This window comes from Amycolatopsis sp. 2-15, assembly GCF_030285625.1.
GTDB classification, from domain to species: domain Bacteria; phylum Actinomycetota; class Actinomycetes; order Mycobacteriales; family Pseudonocardiaceae; genus Amycolatopsis; species Amycolatopsis carbonis.
On record NZ_CP127294.1, the window covers coordinates 4,542,805 to 4,559,225 of the forward strand.

At 68.5% G+C, this 16,421-nt stretch carries 13 protein-coding genes and 1 pseudogene; 10 read left to right on the plus strand and 4 right to left on the minus strand.

Going from position 1 to position 16,421, the window contains the following annotated elements:
* The first annotated feature begins 8 nt into the window (after positions 1-8).
* The 4 genes and pseudogenes from QRX50_RS22475 (at position 9) to QRX50_RS22490 (ending at position 5,733) form a co-directional block, all read left to right on the plus strand.
* Complete coding sequence (locus tag QRX50_RS22475) at positions 9-3,383, plus strand: phosphodiester glycosidase family protein (RefSeq protein WP_285973878.1); 3,375 nt, start codon at positions 9-11, stop codon at positions 3,381-3,383.
* Between the two features lie 53 nt (positions 3,384-3,436).
* Positions 3,437-3,787: pseudogene (locus QRX50_RS22480) on the plus strand (ATP-binding cassette domain-containing protein); the annotation flags it as partial.
* Positions 3,788-4,083: 296 nt separating this feature from the next.
* Positions 4,084-4,575: a GGDEF domain-containing protein gene (locus QRX50_RS22485; RefSeq protein ID WP_285974530.1), complete on the plus strand. Its 492-nt coding sequence runs from the start codon at positions 4,084-4,086 to the stop codon at positions 4,573-4,575.
* 351 nt (positions 4,576-4,926) lie between these two features.
* The gene (locus tag QRX50_RS22490) at positions 4,927-5,733 is read left to right on the plus strand and encodes an IS5 family transposase (protein WP_434533303.1); all 807 of its coding nucleotides are present in this window, start codon (positions 4,927-4,929) and stop codon (positions 5,731-5,733) included.
* 246 nt (positions 5,734-5,979) lie between these two features.
* Here QRX50_RS22490 and QRX50_RS22495 read toward each other — a convergent pair whose 3' ends face one another.
* Genes QRX50_RS22495 through QRX50_RS22505 form a run of 3 tightly spaced genes read right to left on the minus strand, consistent with a single transcriptional unit; the run spans position 5,980 to position 10,096 of the window.
* The gene (locus QRX50_RS22495) at positions 5,980-7,395 is read right to left on the minus strand and encodes a class II fumarate hydratase (RefSeq protein WP_285973879.1); all 1,416 of its coding nucleotides are present in this window, start codon (positions 7,393-7,395) and stop codon (positions 5,980-5,982) included.
* Positions 7,392-8,762, minus strand: a complete 1,371-nt coding sequence (locus QRX50_RS22500) for a cation:dicarboxylate symporter family transporter (protein ID WP_285973880.1) — start codon at positions 8,760-8,762, stop codon at positions 7,392-7,394. The genes QRX50_RS22495 and QRX50_RS22500 overlap by 4 nt, the downstream gene beginning before the upstream one ends.
* Positions 8,741-10,096, minus strand: coding sequence for a lyase family protein (locus tag QRX50_RS22505; protein ID WP_285973881.1), 1,356 nt, complete (start codon positions 10,094-10,096; stop codon positions 8,741-8,743). The genes QRX50_RS22500 and QRX50_RS22505 overlap by 22 nt, the downstream gene beginning before the upstream one ends.
* 114 nt (positions 10,097-10,210) lie before the next feature.
* Between QRX50_RS22505 and QRX50_RS22510 the strand changes: the two genes are divergently transcribed.
* The 5 genes from QRX50_RS22510 to QRX50_RS22530 all read left to right on the plus strand — a co-directional run bounded on the left by QRX50_RS22510 (position 10,211) and on the right by QRX50_RS22530 (position 14,014).
* Entirely contained in the window at positions 10,211-11,221 is a 1,011-nt protein-coding gene (locus QRX50_RS22510; protein ID WP_285973882.1) for a LacI family DNA-binding transcriptional regulator, read from the plus strand.
* Positions 11,222-11,706: 485 nt separating this feature from the next.
* Entirely contained in the window at positions 11,707-12,054 is a 348-nt protein-coding gene (locus QRX50_RS22515) for a hypothetical protein (RefSeq protein ID WP_285973883.1), read from the plus strand.
* A gap of 94 nt (positions 12,055-12,148) precedes the next feature.
* Entirely contained in the window at positions 12,149-12,802 is a 654-nt protein-coding gene (locus QRX50_RS22520; protein ID WP_285973884.1) for a hypothetical protein, read from the plus strand.
* A gap of 66 nt (positions 12,803-12,868) precedes the next feature.
* A complete protein-coding gene (locus QRX50_RS22525; protein WP_285973885.1) occupies positions 12,869-13,345 on the plus strand; it encodes a recombinase family protein in 477 nt (158 codons plus the stop codon).
* A 165-nt stretch (positions 13,346-13,510) separates the two neighbouring features.
* Positions 13,511-14,014, plus strand: a complete 504-nt coding sequence (locus QRX50_RS22530) for a DUF6998 domain-containing protein (protein WP_285973886.1) — start codon at positions 13,511-13,513, stop codon at positions 14,012-14,014.
* A 199-nt stretch (positions 14,015-14,213) separates the two neighbouring features.
* On the opposite strand, the gene QRX50_RS22535 is transcribed toward QRX50_RS22530, so the two are convergent.
* Positions 14,214-15,116 carry a LysR family transcriptional regulator gene (locus QRX50_RS22535; RefSeq protein WP_285973887.1) on the minus strand — a complete coding sequence of 301 codons (903 nt, stop codon included), beginning with the start codon at positions 15,114-15,116 and terminating at the stop codon, positions 14,214-14,216.
* Here QRX50_RS22535 and QRX50_RS22540 point away from each other — a divergent pair.
* Positions 15,090-16,268 (plus strand): 1-aminocyclopropane-1-carboxylate deaminase/D-cysteine desulfhydrase, encoded by a 1,179-nt coding sequence (locus QRX50_RS22540; RefSeq protein ID WP_285973888.1) that lies wholly within the window; start codon positions 15,090-15,092, stop codon positions 16,266-16,268. The genes QRX50_RS22535 and QRX50_RS22540 overlap by 27 nt on opposite strands.
* Positions 16,269-16,421 lie beyond the last annotated feature (153 nt).

Consider the following 16,421-nt stretch of genomic DNA (forward strand, 5'->3'; position numbering starts at 1 on the left):
CTCACTCGATGCTGGGGTACCTGGTGAAGAAGTCACGCTCCGTGCTGCTCTGCGCCCTTTGCGCACTGTTTGCCACCGCCGTCTCCGCGCCGGCGTACGGCGATCCGCTCGCCGCGCCACTCGGCCCCCGGCCGGTGGAGGGCGCGCCCGCGGCGTCGTCGGCCCGCGAAGCCCCGGTCACGGCCGCCGCGACGACCGACGACGGCCTCGAGACCGGCAGCGCCACCTCGGCCATCGCGCCCGGGCTGCAGCTCACGCAGTTCGATCGCTTCGACCCGGCCGGCTGGATCCGCGGCGACACCCTCAGCGTCGACCTCACCAGCAAAGTGCTGAAGCCGACGTACCTGAGCCCTGGCACGGTTTCCGCACGCACGCCGCTTTCGCAGCAGGTGGCCCGCACCGGCGCGGTGGCCGGGGTGAACGGCGACTTCTTCGACATCAACGCCACCGGCGCGCCCGAGGGCGTCGGCATCTCCGACGGGCAGCTGCAGACCGCGCCGGCCACCGGGCACAACACCACCGCGGCGATCACCGGCGAGGGCCGCGCGAAGCTGGCCGACATCTTCCTCGAAGCCTCGGTGCGGCTGCCGGACGGACGCAGCGTGCCGGCCACGAACTTCAACAGCCCCGTGCTGGGCAAGGACGCGCTCGGTGTCTACACCCCGCTGTGGGGTGCCTCCGCGCGCGCCACTTCGGTGGCCGGCGCCGCCCGCGTGGCCGAGGTCGAGGTGCGCGACGGCGTGGTCACGCAGGTGCGCACGCAGCCGGCCGACGGGCCGATCCCCGCGGGCAGCACGCTCCTGCTGGGCCGGGAAGCGGGCGCGGACACGCTGGCGACGCTGAAGATCGGCGACCACGTCGGCGTCTCGTACGCGCCGCGTTCGGACGCCGGCAAGATCGCCGTGGCCGTCGGCGGCAACGAGGCGCTGCTGAAGGACGGCCAGCTGCAACCGGTGGACGACACCACGCTCGCCCCGCGCACCGGCGTCGGCTTTTCCGCCGACGGCAAGCACCTGTGGCTCATGACCGTCGACGGCCGGCAGGCCGACAGCCGCGGCATGACCGAGGCCGAGCTGGGCCGCCGCCTGAAGGGCCTGGGTGCCGACGACGCCATCAACCTCGACGGCGGCGGCTCCTCCACGCTGCTCGCGCGCGGCGAGGGTGAGGCTGCGCCGAGCGTTCGCAACGCCCCGTCCGACGGCGGGGAACGGCTGGTGCCCAACGGGATCGGCATCAAGACCGTCCCCGGCAGCGGCCGGCTGACCGGCTTCGCGCCGGCTCCCGCGCAGAACACCGAGAACGCCACGCGAGTCCTTTCCGGACTGTCGCGGGTGCTCGTCGCCGACGGCCACGACGAGACCGGCGCGGCCGTCGCGGCGCACCCGCGGTGGAGCACGTCGGACCCGGGCCGCGCCACCGTGACGGACAACGTGCTCACCGCCCACGCGGACCGCAAGCACCCGGAAGCGCGCGAAGACGTCTCCGTGATGGCCCGCGACGGCAAGGCCTCGGGCAAGACGACCGTGTCGGTGCTGGGCGCGCCGGTACGGCTGGGCACGAGCACCGCGCAGGTCGCGCTGTCCGGCGCGGGCGCGCACAGCACGTTCCAGGTCTTCGGCTACGATGCCGACGGCTACGGCACCTGGGTGGAGCCGCGGGACGTGAAGCTCGAGTTCGACCCCGCCGTGGTGGACGTGAAGCCCGCCGCCGACGGGTTCGAGGTCACGGCCAAGGCCGCTTCGGGCGCTTCGGTGATCACTGTCCACGCGGGCGGGCTGACCGAGCACCTCGCCGCTTCCGTCGGCACGGAACCGCAGGTGGCGTCTCCTCTGGACGGTCCGGCCGGCTGGAGCGCCAGCGTGTACCCGGCGGTGGTCGGAGCCGCGTTGTCCCCGGCCGAAGGGCGGGACGGCGGCCAAGGCGTCGCGCTCGACTACCGCTTCACCGGCACCACGGCCACGCGCGCCGCGTACGTGACCGCCGCGACGCCGCTGCCCGTGCCGGCCGGCACGCAAAAGATCGGCCTGTGGGTCAACGGCGATGGCAAGGGCGCCTGGTTGCGCGCGGAGCTGCACGATCAAGCCAACGTGGCGTCCATTGTGGACCTTTCGCTCAGCGTCGACTGGACGGGCTGGAAGTACGTGACCGCCGCCGTGCCGGCCGGGCTGCCGGACGGTCAGCGCCTCACCCGCTTCTATGCCGTGGAGAACGTGCCGGACCAGCAGTACGAAGGTCACGTCGGGTTCGACGACCTCACCTTCGAGGTCGCGCCGTCCACGTCCGTGCCCGCCGACCCGGCCGCGCACGACCCGGCGCTGGTCACCGACGGTACGCTCGGCACCGGCAGCCTGCGGATCGCGGTGATCAGCGACGCGCAGTTCACCGCCGACGCGCCCGGCGGCCCGCTGGTGGCGCAGGCGCGCCGCGCGATGCGGGAGGCCGTGGCCGCGAAACCGGACCTCGTGCTGATCAACGGCGACCTCGTCGACCGCGGCACGGCGCCCGATTTCGTGCTGGCGCGCAAGGTGATCACCGAGGAGCTCGACGGGAAGGTGCCGTGGTACTACGTGCCCGGCAACCACGAAGCCGAGGGCGGCGACGCGCTCGCCAACTTCCAGGCCGAGTTCGGCATGACGCACCAGGTGGTCGACGTGCACGGCATCCGGCTCGTGCTCATGGACTCCTCGCGCGGCTCGCTGCGCGCCGGCGGGTTCGACCAGGTGCGGATGCTGCGCGACGCGCTCGACGGGGCGGCGCGGGACCGGTCGATCCGCGGCGTCGTCGTCGCGATGCACCACCCCGTGAAGGACCCGAGCCCCACGGGCAACTCGCAGCTGGGCGACCGCAAGGAAGCCGACTTGCTGCAGACGTGGCTCACGGGTTTCGAGCAGTCCTCGGGCAAGCAGGCCGCGGCGATCGCGTCGCACGCCGGCGTGTTCAGCCTGTCGCGCACCGACGGCGTGCCGTACCTGGTCAACGGCAACTCGGGCAAGACGCCCGCGGCCGCGCCGGGTGATGGCGGGTTCGTCGGCTGGACGCTGGTGCGCGTCGACCCGTCGGCCAAGGATCAGCCGGTGCGCTTCGAGACGCGGCCGAACGTCGACACGCTGTCGCTGTCCGGTCCCGCTTCACTGCGGCGTGGCGCGAAGGCGCAGCTGACCGCGACGCTCATGCAGGCGGGCCGCGCCGTGCCGGTCGCCTACCCGATGAGCGCGGACTGGAGCGGCTTCTTGGCCCACATCGGCGCGGGCCGTCCGGCACCGTGGGACGTGGTGTCCTACGACCCGGCGAGCGGCGTGCTCACCGCGTTGCACCCGGGTGTCGCGCGGATTTCCGTGACGGTGAACGGCGTTTCGAGGGACCTGACGGTCACCGTCCGCTGACCGATCGGGAAACCGGTCGAAAACTGTCGGTGCCTGCGCCTAGTGTCGTGCGGGTGGCAGAGGTAACGGCGGAACCGACACTGGTGCAGGCGAAGGCACTGGTGAAGCGGTTCGGTGAGTTCGAAGCGGTGCGCGGCATCGACGTCGAGGTGCGGCCGGGGGAGGCGTTCGGCTTCCTCGGGCCCAACGGCGCCGGGAAGTCGTCGACGATGCGGATGATCGCGTGCGTGTCGCCGCGCACCGACGGCGAGCTGCGCGTGCTGGGCATGGACCCGGACGTCGACGGGCCGCGCATCCGCGCACGCCTGGGCGTGGTGCCGCAGGAGGACAACCTCGACGTCGAGCTCACCGTGCGGCAGAACCTGCACCTCTACGGGCGGTACTTCGGGCTGTCGCGGGCACACGGCACCACGCTGATCGTCACCACGCACTACATGGATGAGTCCGAGTAACAACGACCGTTGGTCACTTTGGCCAGGTCAGAGGTAGTGTAAGGGCTGTGTTGCGAGTCTTGAGCGGTATCCGGCAGTCGAAGAAGAAGGAGCTCTCTGAGAGCCCCGGTAACGCAGCGCAAGGACATCAACTTCTGGTGTGATGCTCAGCAGGCAGTGGTCGTCGGTGAGGCTGTTGACCTTGGCGTCAGCGCGTCGATCTCGCGACGGGGCTACTCAACCGGCGCGGCTTCGACCAAACTGCGACCCTGCGTCTCCTCGCCGACCGCATCGCCGAGCGTGAGACGACTCTGCTCCTCCTCGATGTCGATTTCTTCAAGCAGGCGAACACCAATCTCGAACACGTTGGCGGAGACCAAGTTCTCGCGCAACTCGCCGACGTGGTGCAGTCAATCTCCCGCGAGCACGACATGACCTGCCGGTGGGGTGGTGAGGAGTTCGTCATCCTTATGCCTGCGACGGGCCAAGACGAGGGGGTAGTCATCGCCGAGCGGATTCGCGAGGCCTTCGGCACCTCGAGCGTCGAGATCGAGGACCCTGCCGGTGGCAGGCCACGCGTGATCAACAAGCAACGGCAGATGGGCGCAGGGTTCACCGTGTCGATCGGCGTCGCAGTGTCGCCGAAACACGGTGTCGAGCTGAGTGAGCTTAAGCAACGTGCAGACCTCGCACTGGAATGGGCGAAGCGCAACGGCCGGAATCGGGTCGGCGTCGCATCTGATGGGGGGAGGCGTCGATGAGTGTCTACCTGCGCAAGCCGTCGCTGAGAACGAGTCGAGGTGGGCCTGACGCTCCTCTTCGGCCAACCGCGCTGACCTCGCGCGCCAATTAGGTTCGCGGATCCACGCCCACGTCCGGTTCTAAGCAAGCGCTTCGGGAAGAGATCTGGTGATACAGCCCCGATTCGGGGATGCCATATTGGCTGCAGCCGCGAACATTGCCCTGATGTCCCCGCTATTTCGCATACGCCAAACATCCGGTACGGCGGATCGTCGTGCGCCTTCGGTCCGGTCTTTGACCGCCGTCGCCGTTCATGGCTTAGAGCGTTTCTCGTTTGGGTTTTCCCGGTGATCCTGTGATGATCTTGAGCTGTGATCGACTCGCTGTCGCAACGGCTGGTGCCTGACCGATTGTGGGCACTGGTGGAACCGCTGATCCCACCAGCAAAAGAGCGTCCGCAGGGTGGTGGGCGTGCACGAACGGATCCACGGGCGGTGTTCACGGCGATCGTGTTCGTGCTGACCAGCGGTTGTGCGTGGCGACACCTGCCGCCCTCGTTCGGCGTGTCGGTGCCCACGGCGCATCGGACGTTCACCGAGTGGACCGAGGCCGGGTTGTGGCGGCAGTTGCACCAGGCGGTGTTGGGCGAACTGGGTGGCCAGGGATTGATCGACTGGTCTCGCGCGGTCCTCGACGGAGCGTCCCTCAGGGCCAAAGGGGGCGGATTGACCGGCCCGAGCCCGGTTGATCGCGGCAAACCGGGTTCGAAGATCCACGTGTTGTCCGACCGGGCAGGCCTGGCCCTGACCGTCGGAATCTCTGCGGCCAACACCCACGACAGCCACGCACTCAAGCCCCTGGTCAACGCGCTCCCAGCGATCCGCTCCCGCCGGGGACCCCGGCGCCGGAAACCAGCCAAGCTCCACGCGGACAAGGCCTACGACATTCCAGCCCTGCGCGACTGGCTCCGCCAACGCCGAATCCTCCCGCGCATCGCCCGCAAGGGCATCGAATCCAGGGACAAGCTCGGCAAACACCGGTGGGTCATCGAACGGGCCATCGCCTGGCTGTTCGGCTACCGTCGACTCACCATCCGCTACGAGCGCGATGCCGGCCATTTCCTCGCCTTCCTCACCCTCGCCGCCACCATCACCTGCTACAAGAAACTCGCCAAATGAGACGCGCTCTTACTGCCAGGGTCGGCAGAATTGCTGTCGATGGCGGCAAAACGCGTTGCACCGTAGCGCTGGGTGTCCGCAGCTACGGTGGGTTCCCTCCGTTCTGCTCTGTCCCGGATGCTCGATCGTCATCGCCGAGCGGTGCAGGCTTGACCGCGCGTGAAGGGGTACGGGCGGAGGGCGGGCTGGAATCCCGCGCGGTCGTGGGTGGTGACTGGTGTGAGGTGGCCCGAAAGCCGGTCCGGGTCAGGCTCCGGGCGTGGGGTGCCGGTGCGGGCGTGCCATGGCCGCGGGATCGACGTGGCGGTCGTATTCCTGCGCGGTGAGCAAGCCGAGTTCGACAGTGGCCTCGCGCGGGGTGATGCCGTCTCGCCGGGCCCGGGCGGTGATGCGGGCGACCTGGTCGTAGCCGAGCACGGGGTTCAGCGCGGTGGCCAGTAGCAACGCGCCGTCCACATTGACCGCCAGACGGTCGCGGTCCACTTCGAGGTCGCGCACCAGCCGGGCGTCGAAGACGGTGACGCTGTCGGCCAGGATCCGGATGGACTGCAGCACGTTGTGGATCAGGACCGGTTTCGCGACGTTGAGTTCGAACGTGCCCGCGCCGCCGGCCATGGACACCGTCGTGTCGTTGCCGATGACCTGCAAGGCGGCCTGCGCAAGGACCTCGGCGATCGTCGGGTTGACCTTGCCCGGCATGATCGAGGACGTCAGCCCGTCCGAGGGGATGACGAGTTCGCCGAGCCCGCACCGGGGGCCCGAGCCGAGCAGCCGCACGTCGTTGGCGATCTTCAGCAGCGACACCGCGGCGACTTTCACAGCCGCGTGTCCCTCGACCAGTGCGTCGTGCGCCCCCATTCCCTCGAACTTGCTTTCGGCGGCGTGGAACGCGACACCGGTCAATGCGGTGGCCTCGGCGCAGAAAGCGGCGTCGAACCCGTTGGGTGCGTTGAGTCCTGTGCCTACCGCGGTACCGCCCTGCGGCAGCGCCCGCAGGCGGGGCATCGTCGCTTCGATGCGCTCGATCGCGTTTCCGATCTGGCGGGCGAACGCAGTGAAGGAGTGGCCCACGGTCATCGGCACGGCGTCCATGAGGTGCGTTCGGCCGATCTTGACCACGTCGGCGAACTGTTCCGCTTTGGCCTCCAACGTCGTGCGCAGCCCGGCCAGTGCCGGCGTCAGCCGGTTTCGCAGCTCGCTCACCGCGGTCAGGTGCATGACGGTCGGGAAGCTGTCGTTGGAGGACTGCGAACGGTTGACGTGGTCGTTCGGGTGGACCGGTGCCCTGGTGCCGAGCGGGTGACCGAGCAATTCGTTGGCGCGGTTGGCGATCACCTCGTTGGCGTTCATGTTGGTCTGGGTGCCCGAGCCGGTCTGCCAGACGGGCAGCGGGAACTCGTCGTCGAAGCGGCCCTCCCACAGCTCCCGGGCGGCGATCTCGATCACCTCGGCCACGTCGGGTTCCAGTTGCCCGAGTTTCCGGTTGGCTCGCGCGGCCGCGAGCTTCTGCAGGCCGAAGCAGCGCACCAGCGCCGCCGGGAAGCGCTCCTGGCCGATCTCGAAGACGCCCAGCGCGCGCTGGGTCTGGGCGCCCCAGTACCGCCCGGCCGGGATCTCCACGGGTCCGAAGGCGTCGCTCTCCACCCGCTCGTCGCCGGTCATGCCGCCACTTCCGGCCGGCCGGCCGGCTCTCCGGCCGGCGTGTACTCCTTGGTGATCTTGGCGACCACGACGGTGGCGACGGCGTTGCCGATGACGTTCGAGGTCGCCACGGCGATCGAGATGAACCGGTAGACGCCAAAGATCAGTGCCAGCCCGGCTACCGGAAGGACACCGGTCGTCGTCACCGTCGCCGCGAACACGACGAACGATCCACCCGAGACGGTCGCCGCGCCCTTGGAGGTCAGGAACATCACCGCGAGGATGGAAAGCTGCTGGCCCAGGCTCAGTGGCACGCCGTACGCGTTGGCGAGGAAAAGGACCCCGACCGACATGAAGATGGACGTCCCGTCGAGATTGAACGCGTAGCCGGTGGGCAGGACCAGCCCCGCCACCTGTTTGGACACGCCGTAGCGGGGCATCTTTTCCAGCAGGCGTGGCAGCACGCTCTCCGACGAAGCAGTGCCCAGGGTGATCAGGATTTCGTCCTTGAGAAAGCGCAGCAGCCCGAACAGGTTGATCCGGAAGATCGCGCACACCGCGCCGAGCACGATCCCGATGAACAGGATGATGCCAACCCACACGCAGACCACGAAATAGGCGAGCGACACGAGGACTGCGGTCCCGTTCGAACCCACCGCGTACGCGGTGGCGCCGAAGGTGCCGATGGGCGCCAGCCGCATGATAACCGAGATGAATCGGAAGAACGCGGTGGAGATCGTGTTCAGCCCGGTCTCGACGGGCTCCCGCTTGGCGGGCGCGAGGGTCAGCAGACCGAAGCCGAAGATCAAGGCGATCACCAGTACCTGCAACAGGTTTCCGCCGGTGAAGGCGCCGAGGAAGTTGTCCGGGAACAGCTTGGTCACGAAGTCGATGAACGTGGTGTGCGACTGCGCGGCCTGGCTCGTGGCCTTCGCCGCGCCCTGAGCCGCGCTGGCGTTGGTGCTGAGCTGGCCGGTGCCTTCGCCGACTCGGGAGAGATTGCCGAACAACAGGCCGAGGCCGAGGGCGATCGTGGAGACGATTTCGAAGTAGATGATGGCCGTGAGGCCGACCTTGCCGATTCGCTTGACGTCGCCCGCGGCCAGGATGCCGAGCGTGACGGTCAGGAACACCAGCGGCGCGACCGCCGTCTTGATGAGGTTGAGAAAGATCGTGCCGAGGAAGTTCAGGGAGGCGGCGAAACCGGGCCAGATGATTCCGACGACGATGCCGAGTACCAGGGACAGCACGACCTGGAAGCCCAGGCTCTTCCACAGTGGACCTTTGGTTCTGGTCTGCTCCACTGGGGTTCCGGCGCTCATGTTCACGTCCTCCTCGCTGAGTTCGGGGGTTGGGGGAGTGGGCGCTAAGCCCGGGTGGCGCGCCATTCGTCGCGGGCGGCCCTGCAGATGAGCTCGGGGTCGCCCACGTAGCCGCCCGGGCTCATCGGCGTGGAGACGACCTCGGGGTCGAGGCCGCGTTCGGCCAGCTGGTCGCGCAGGGCCTCGGGCAGTGCGCCGCCTTGCCGGCGCACCTGCCGGGCGGCGGCGTAGACGACGTCGTGGGCGACTTCGCGGCCGAGCTGCGGTGCGAGACCGAACATGTAGGCCTCGGACATGATGAGACCGCCGTCCGCGTCGAGGTTGGCGCGCATCGCCGCCTCGTCGACCCGGAGTCCGGTCACCAGCTCGAGAGACGCGCTCAGGCAGCTCGCGGCCAGCCAGGCCAGCTGCGGCACGACATGCCACTCGATCTGCCACTCGCCCGCCGCGCGTTCCTGCGGCACTTCCATCGCCCGGTACAGCGCCGACGCGGCGGGGCCGCTCGAAGCGCTCATGCCGATGACCGCCTCGGCCAGGATCGGGTTCGCCTTCTGCGGCATGGTCGAGGAGGCTCCCCGGTGGTCTCCGGCCGCCTCCGCCAGCTCGCCGATCTCCGTCCGCCCGAGGTCGATGACGTTGCGGGCGAGCCGGGCGCAGGTCGCCGACAGCGCCGCGCACAGCGTGCCGAACTCGGCGACCGAATCCCGCGCCGCGTGCCAGGGCACGTCGCTGCCGCGCAGGCCGAGGCGCCGGGCCAGGTCGTGGCGCACCTGCGGGGCCGTCGGCCCGGCCGCCGCGCTGGTGCCGCCGGCCCCGAACAGCGAGATCACGCCGACCGCGGCCCGGGCCGAGCGCACGCGGCGGGTGTGCCGGGCGAGCTCGGCGAGCAAAGAGGCCAGCGTCGCCCCGAAGGTCGTGGGGACCGCTTGCTGGCCGTGCGTCCGGCCCGGCATCACGGTGTGCACGTGGGCGGTCATGACCGCCTCGACGGCGTCGCCGAGGTCGCCCAGCAGTCCATCGAGCCGGTCGGCGGCCCGCACGCTTTGCAGCGCGAAACCGCTGTCCATGATGTCCTGCGTGGTCGCGCCGTAGTGCACCCGGCCGTTCGGGCCGTCCGGCAGCCTGGCCGCGATGGCACGCACCAGCGACAGGATCGGATAGCCGACGTTGCGTGCCCCCGCCCACAGGGCTTCGGTGTCGAGCCCGGTGATGGTGGCCGCTTCGGCGATCAGCTCGGCGTCGGCCTGGGGAAGTACCCCGGCCGCCGCTTGCGCGCGAGCCAGCTCGGCTTCGACAGTCAACCAGGCTTCGACGGTCGCTCGCTCCGACCAGACCGCAGCCATGGTGTCGTCACCCCAGAGCCGGCCGAGCAGGTCGAAGGGCGTGGTTCCCGTGTGCACGTAAGCTCCATCGTTCAATCGATTGACTGCTGAAGTCACACGATTGAACTTGCCTGGCGACGAGGTGTCAAGACATCAGTACGATGACGGCATCGGAGTACTGGACAGGAGCGGATGATCAGGAACAGCAAACGGCCCACCATGGCGGACGTCGCCGCCAAGGCCGGAGTGGACCGGGCCGTGGTGTCGCGGGTACTGAACGAGGACGCCACCCTCAAGATCCGGGAGGCGACACGGGCCAGGGTGATGGCCGCGGTCGCGGAGCTGGGCTATCAGCCCAACGCCATCGCCCGCAGCCTGCGGACCGCCCGGACCTCGACCTTCGGCCTGGTCATCCCCGATTTCGCGAATCCGATCTGGGCGAAAATCGTGACGGCCATCGAGGAAGAGGCCGATCACCACGACCTGCTGCTGGTGACCGGTAGCGCCCGGCCGGGGTCCGGTCGGGCCGAGCACTTCCTCGGACTGCTGCAGGCAGGCCGGATCGACGGGCTGCTCGTGGCGGCACCTGTCGCCGCGACGCTCCTGCCTCCGTCGGCCGAACGGCTGCCCTGGCTCTCCCTCAACCAGCGGATCCCGGGGCACGACCGGTACGTTCTCCTCGATGACCCGGCCGCGGTCGCCTTGGCCGTGGATCATCTCGTGGCACTGGGCCACCGGGACATCGCGCACATCGCCGGCCCGGACACACTGGACAGCGCCCGCCGTCGGCTCGCGGGGTTCAAGGACGCGATGAGCTCGCGCAGGCTGACGCCCTGCGCCATCGTTTCCGGTTCCTACACCACCGACGGTGGCGAGCAGGCGATGCGTGAACTGCTGGCCCAGCCGAACCGGCCGTCCGCCGTGGTCGTCGCCAACGTCGCCTCCGCGGCCGGCGCGCTCAACGGCGCCCGGGCAGCCGGTGTGCGGGTGCCGCGCGAGATCTCGGTCATCGCGATCCACGACCTGCCGCTCGCGCACTGCTTCGAGCCGCCGCTGACCACAGTCCGCATGCCCTTGGCCGAGCTGGGGCGAGAAGCCTTGCGGGCGTTGATGAACACCACGCCGGAGCAGGACGTGACCGCGGTGATCTCCGAGCCCATCGAGATCATCACGCGCGCCTCGACAGCCCCCCCGAGAACCTGAGCTGGACGGTTCCGTCTTGCGGCGGGTCGGCCGTGATGCCTACTTCCCCGCTGCGAGCTGGTCGAGTTCACCGCGCGGCGCGCTCTCGTTCAAGCTCGCCGGCAAGGCGAAGACCACGGTGCTGTCCGGCGTGGTCCGGGGCGTCGGCAAGGCACCGGAGCGGAGCGGGAATCCTCGCCGCCACTGTCCGTCCTGTGAGCAGCTGCCGGCTGCGCAAGGGAACAGTCGCGGACTGTTGATGCCCATCGAATCGAGCAGCGCCTTCGCGGCCGGTGTCACTGTCTACATGCGATGCAGAGGGGATGAGAGGGGCGGTTCGAGGCTCAATCATCCGACCACCGCCTGGAGCGCGTAGTGGTCCGGACACTCTGGCAACGCGGTCGGGTGCACCGCTGTGAACGGCGGTAATCCACCCGGCGCGCCGCGTGGGCGGTTGGGCTCGGTACTGCGGGATGCGAGGTCGAGCTCGGCGTTGATGACTGAGAGTGTTCGCGGACATCGTGGCGATCGCAGCCATGGTGGTTGCGGGCAGTACCGATGACGATGCACGGGCCGTGGGCCCCGCGCAGTCTGCAGGTCAGGTGCGCGGGGCTGACGTCGTTCAGGTCGTGCATCGCGATGCCCTGGAACGTGGCAGGAAAATGCCATTCCGGCTCAGGATGGTCCGGCCGGTCGTGCTCGTCTCACTCGACGTGCTCGGACAGGTCCCATCCGCGCTTGGTGAGGAAGTCGTGCAGCTGCTGGATGTGGGCATCGTCGATGTAATCGTGGATTGTCGTCACGTTGGCGTTTCCCAGGGTTGGTCGAGTGCCGGTGTGCTCAGTCGTCGATGAGGGCGCCACCGGGCACGAGGTCCAGTTTCCGAACTGCGACATCTTCCCGGCCGAGCACCATGCCGCTCACACCAACCTCACCGACTGATCCGAGGTGGCGGACTTCGACAGCCCGGACGTGCTCGCCGCGATCAAGACCGGCGTACGAGAGATGAGTGAACTGGAACGTGCCGTCGAGCTGACCACCCCGCTCCCCACATCGACGCTGCAACCCTTCCTGCGACTTGCCGGCGGGGGGTACGAGCGCGCCCACGAGTTTTTCGCCCAGACGATCAGACCGGCGCGCGAGATGTCCTACGAGATTTGGCAGGGCGCCGACTGGTCGAAGTACCGAGCCCGGGCGAAACGGCTGCCGCCGATGATGCACCCGTCCGTATGGGAGAAGGCGTTCTATGCAGTCGTCGATGCGCGCGCTGCCGAGCGGAGGCGACAGATCGAGGCTGAGGAGGAGGCGGCCCGCAGCCGCGGAAGCGCAGCCGAAAAATGGTTCTATCTGTCGAAGATCTTCGCGCCGATCGACACGGTTAGTCGCACCCTGCTGTCAAACCGGGAAGTGCAGCGCGTCGAGCGCGAACGCGCTCGGCTCACCAACGCGAAGGAGAGAGCTGAGCAGCAGCTCCAGTCGAGAACCGTGACCGAAGCAGTGCGATTCTGTCGGGGTATCGCACCATTGCGGGCGAACTGGAGGGTCAAGTTCCCCGTGGTTACTGCACGGACGAACGTCGAACCTGGAGCAGTGAAACGTTGAATCGTTCTCCGTTCGGGTTTGTGGGTTCCTACTACCGATAACCTGTGATATCCGTTCTGCGAGCGCGTGTTCGAGGAGAAGATCAGTCGCAAGCTCGCCGTCGACGCCCGTCCAGCGCTGACCGCGACGATCGACTACATGCGGACCGGGGACATGCTCACTGTCCAGGAGGTCGACCGGCTCGGCCGCAAACTCCTCGAGGGCCTGCTCGTGCTCAACGACCTGTGCTCCCGCGGCATCGCCGTCAAGGTCCTCGAGGGCATCGCCGTCGACGAGCACACCGAGCGCAATCTCATCCTCGACCTGGCGCTCGCGCTGGCCGAAGACCGCCGCCGCGACAACGTCGGCAAAACCCACAACGGCCTCGACTCCGCCCGCGGCCGCACCGGCGGCCGGCCCCGCGTCGTTGACGCCGATAAGCGCCGCACCATCCTCGCCCGGCACGCCGACGGCGAGTCCATCCGCACCATCGCCCACGCCACCAAGGTGTCCATCGGCACCGTCCACACCGTCATCGCCGAGCAGCGCACCATCAACGTTTGATCACCGCTGGTCAGCCATATACGCCCGATTTTCGGCGAGCTAGTCGGCAACCCGGCGGTCGGGTCGGGGCAGCGCCGTCGGTTGGCCGCTGCGGGCCGCGATGCTGATCAGCACCCCTGCCCGTATCTTCGGTGAATCGGTCTCCGGGGCGCGTAGTGTCCGAGCATGGATCCCGACAGCCAGTACGGCCTGCGCGGACAGTCTGTTCCGGAATTGCTGGGACACTACGCGGCGATCCTGCAGGAGTTGCGCCGGCGTGGCGTGGTGAGGACTCAGAAGGCGCCGCTGGGTGACTATGCCGAGTGCCTCGCCGCGCGGGTCTACGACGGGGAGCTGGCCCCGAACTCGGTCACGTCCTACGACCTGCGGGCTGCGGACGGGCGGCGGGTCCGGGTGAAGGCCAGAACCATCCACCAGGAGACCCGAGGCGCGTCCTTCGCGCCCTTCCGTTCTTTCGATTTCGACGTCGCCGTCTTGATCGCCGTCGACAGCTCCACCTACAACGTGCTTTGGGCCCGCGAGGTGCCGGCCGCCGACATCGAGGCCGCCAGCCAGTACTCGGCGCACATCAACGGGCACCGGGTCTCGATCACCGCTGGTGCGCGGCTCGGCACAGACGTCACGACACAATTTAGCGCCGTCCTGTCGGCGCGACCTCCCAGAACGTGACATTGGCGTGGACACGGCCAGCTTTACAGCCTCGTCCTGCGGAAACACCGATCAGCGGTGCCTGGGCCGCGGCGACACGATGAAGCGGGACAGAGCTCGCTACCCGCGTTGCCCGGCGACAGCCACCATCCATCGCGCCCACTCGGAGGTCAGTGCCGGATGAGGTGCGGGTGACGAGTGAGGGTTGGAGTGCGTCGTTTCAGAGTTCCGTTGCGGCTTCCCGCAGGTACGTCTCGAGCTGTCTGATCGGCGCGGTCACGCCTCTGGTATCGAGTCGGCAGGTGTAGAGACGACGGACGATGGTGGGCTGCCGCATCGGGAGAACCACCACGCTCGGGGGAACGTCCAGCACCAACAATCGCGGCAGCAGTGCGACGCCGAGGCCTGCCGCGACGAGGTTGAGTGCGGTGCGGAAGTCCATGCCGTCGAAGTCCAGACGATGTCCGCTTCCCCGGTCGGCGCCGATGGGTGAGGCTGCCAAGTCGCGGACGTCGACCGCGGTGTTGATCCATGCGTCCGACGGCAGGTCGGCGGGGGTGACACTGTCGGCTGCGGCCAGGGGATGACCGGCGGGCAGGACGACCATGATCGGATCGTCGATGAGGTGCTCTTGCCTGAGCCCGGCGGGCGCTGGCTCGGGAGCGTGTTCGTAGTCGAAGGTGATGGCCAGGTCGATCTCGCTCCGGAACAGCAGCGCGTGCGTTTCGCGCTGCTCGAGTTCGCGGAGGGTGATGTGAACTGCCGGACGGGTCGCGCGCAGGCGGGCGAGCGCGGGAGGGACGATCGAGGCTGCCGCGGAGATGAACGCGCCGAGCCGCACTTCGCCGACGGTTCCGTCCGCGAGCGCCGCGAGTTCGGTGGCAGCGCGGCTCATCGAGGTGGTGATCGCGGCCTCAGTGTCGAGAAGGACTTTTCCGGCCTCGGTCGCACGGACGGGACGCCGGACCACGACTCGCGTACCGATCCGTCGTTCCAGTTCCGCGACCTGCTGTGAGACCGCGGACTGGGTGTAGCCCAGCTCCTGCGCGGCCGCGGCGAACGAGCCGAGCCGCACGACGGCCGCAAGGGTCACCAGATGCCGCGGATCGAACAGCCAAGGCATGACGATAAGAGTAGCTTATCGGCCGAGAAGAGATCATTGTTTGTGCTAATCCGGAGTGTGGCCGACGCTGGAGGCATGGACTTCACGCACTTCGACACCGCCATCGACAAGCTCCCCCGGCGTCGGGTCGGGTTCTACCCGACTCCGTTCCACGCCGTGCCCAACCTGTCGGCGGCGTACGGGATCAACCTCTTCCTGAAACGCGAGGACCTGGCCGGCCCCAGTGCGATCAGCGGAAGCAAAATGCGTCTGGCCGAGTTCATCCTGGGGCGAGCCATCGAGGACGGGGTGACGCACGTGATCACCCAGGGCGCGTATCTGACCAACTCGGGGCTGCAGTTCGCCGCCGCCTGCCTGAGCGCACGGATCACGCCGATCCTGGTTCTGACGCGGAACGTGTCCCGACAGGGTGAACTCCGCGAGTTCCGCGGCAACTACCTGCTCAACAAGACGATGGGGGTCGAAACCCACGTCATCAACGTCACCGGCAACGAATGGCACTCTCCGAAGGAGGCCGCGCGGATCACCGACGCCATCGCGGTGCGCAAGGCCGAACTCGAGGCGCAGGGGCACAAGGTCCTCGTCGTCGGAACCGGCGGTGCACACCCCGACGGCTTCATCGCGCACGCCCTCACGTTCCGGGAGATGCTGGAGCAGTCCGATGCCGCGGGGGTCGAGCTCGACTACGTCTACCACACGATCGGTACCGGGACCGCGCTGCCGGGAATGCTGGCAGCCAAGCTGAGCCTGGGCCACCCGGTGAAGTTCCGGTCGATCTCCATCCAGAGGGTCAACGACGAAGACCGGATGAACGCCGGTGTGATCGTCGAACGGACCAAGGCGGTTCTGGCCACCTTGGGTGCGCCCGTGCCCGACGACGCGACGATCCGCGCCGAGATCGACATCGATCAGCGCTTCATCGGCGAGGACTACGCCGTCGCGTCCCCCGAAAGCACGGCGGCCATCCGCGAGCTGGCCCGAGCAGAGGGCGTCTTCGTTGGCCCTGTCTACACCGGCAAGGGACTCGCAGGATTGCTCGACCACGCCCGCAGCCGGCGGATCCCCGCCGGCAGCAACGTCGCGTTCCTGCACACCGGAGACACCGGCAACCTGTTCGAAATCCCGCAAGTCGTCGGCCACATCGCCGACTGAGCCCGCTGCCCGTCAGCCACGATCACCCTGGACGGCGGAACGGGCCCGGGCAGTTGCCCGGTGCGCATGGAGTGGAATCTCAGCGGCGACGCGCCGCCCGAAGGCCTCTGCTCTCAGTTCCTCTCAGTGAGGTCAGGAGGCCGTCCTGACTTC

Bases quoted from the DNA above. Each gene is read 5' to 3' on its own strand.
- QRX50_RS22475 (WP_285973878.1), top strand. From the start codon at position 9: ATGCTGGGGTACCTGGTGAAGAAGTCACGCTCCGTGCTGCTCTGCGCC.
- QRX50_RS22500 (WP_285973880.1), bottom strand. From the start codon at position 8,762: ATGGCGCGCCACCCGGGCTTAGCGCCCACTCCCCCAACCCCCGAACTC.
- QRX50_RS22535 (WP_285973887.1), bottom strand. From the start codon at position 15,116: ATGCCTTGGCTGTTCGATCCGCGGCATCTGGTGACCCTTGCGGCCGTC.
- QRX50_RS22530 (WP_285973886.1), top strand. From the start codon at position 13,511: ATGGATCCCGACAGCCAGTACGGCCTGCGCGGACAGTCTGTTCCGGAA.
- QRX50_RS22495 (WP_285973879.1), bottom strand. From the start codon at position 7,395: ATGACCGGCGACGAGCGGGTGGAGAGCGACGCCTTCGGACCCGTGGAG.
- QRX50_RS22510 (WP_285973882.1), top strand. From the start codon at position 10,211: ATGATCAGGAACAGCAAACGGCCCACCATGGCGGACGTCGCCGCCAAG.
- QRX50_RS22540 (WP_285973888.1), top strand. From the start codon at position 15,090: ATGCCGCGGATCGAACAGCCAAGGCATGACGATAAGAGTAGCTTATCG.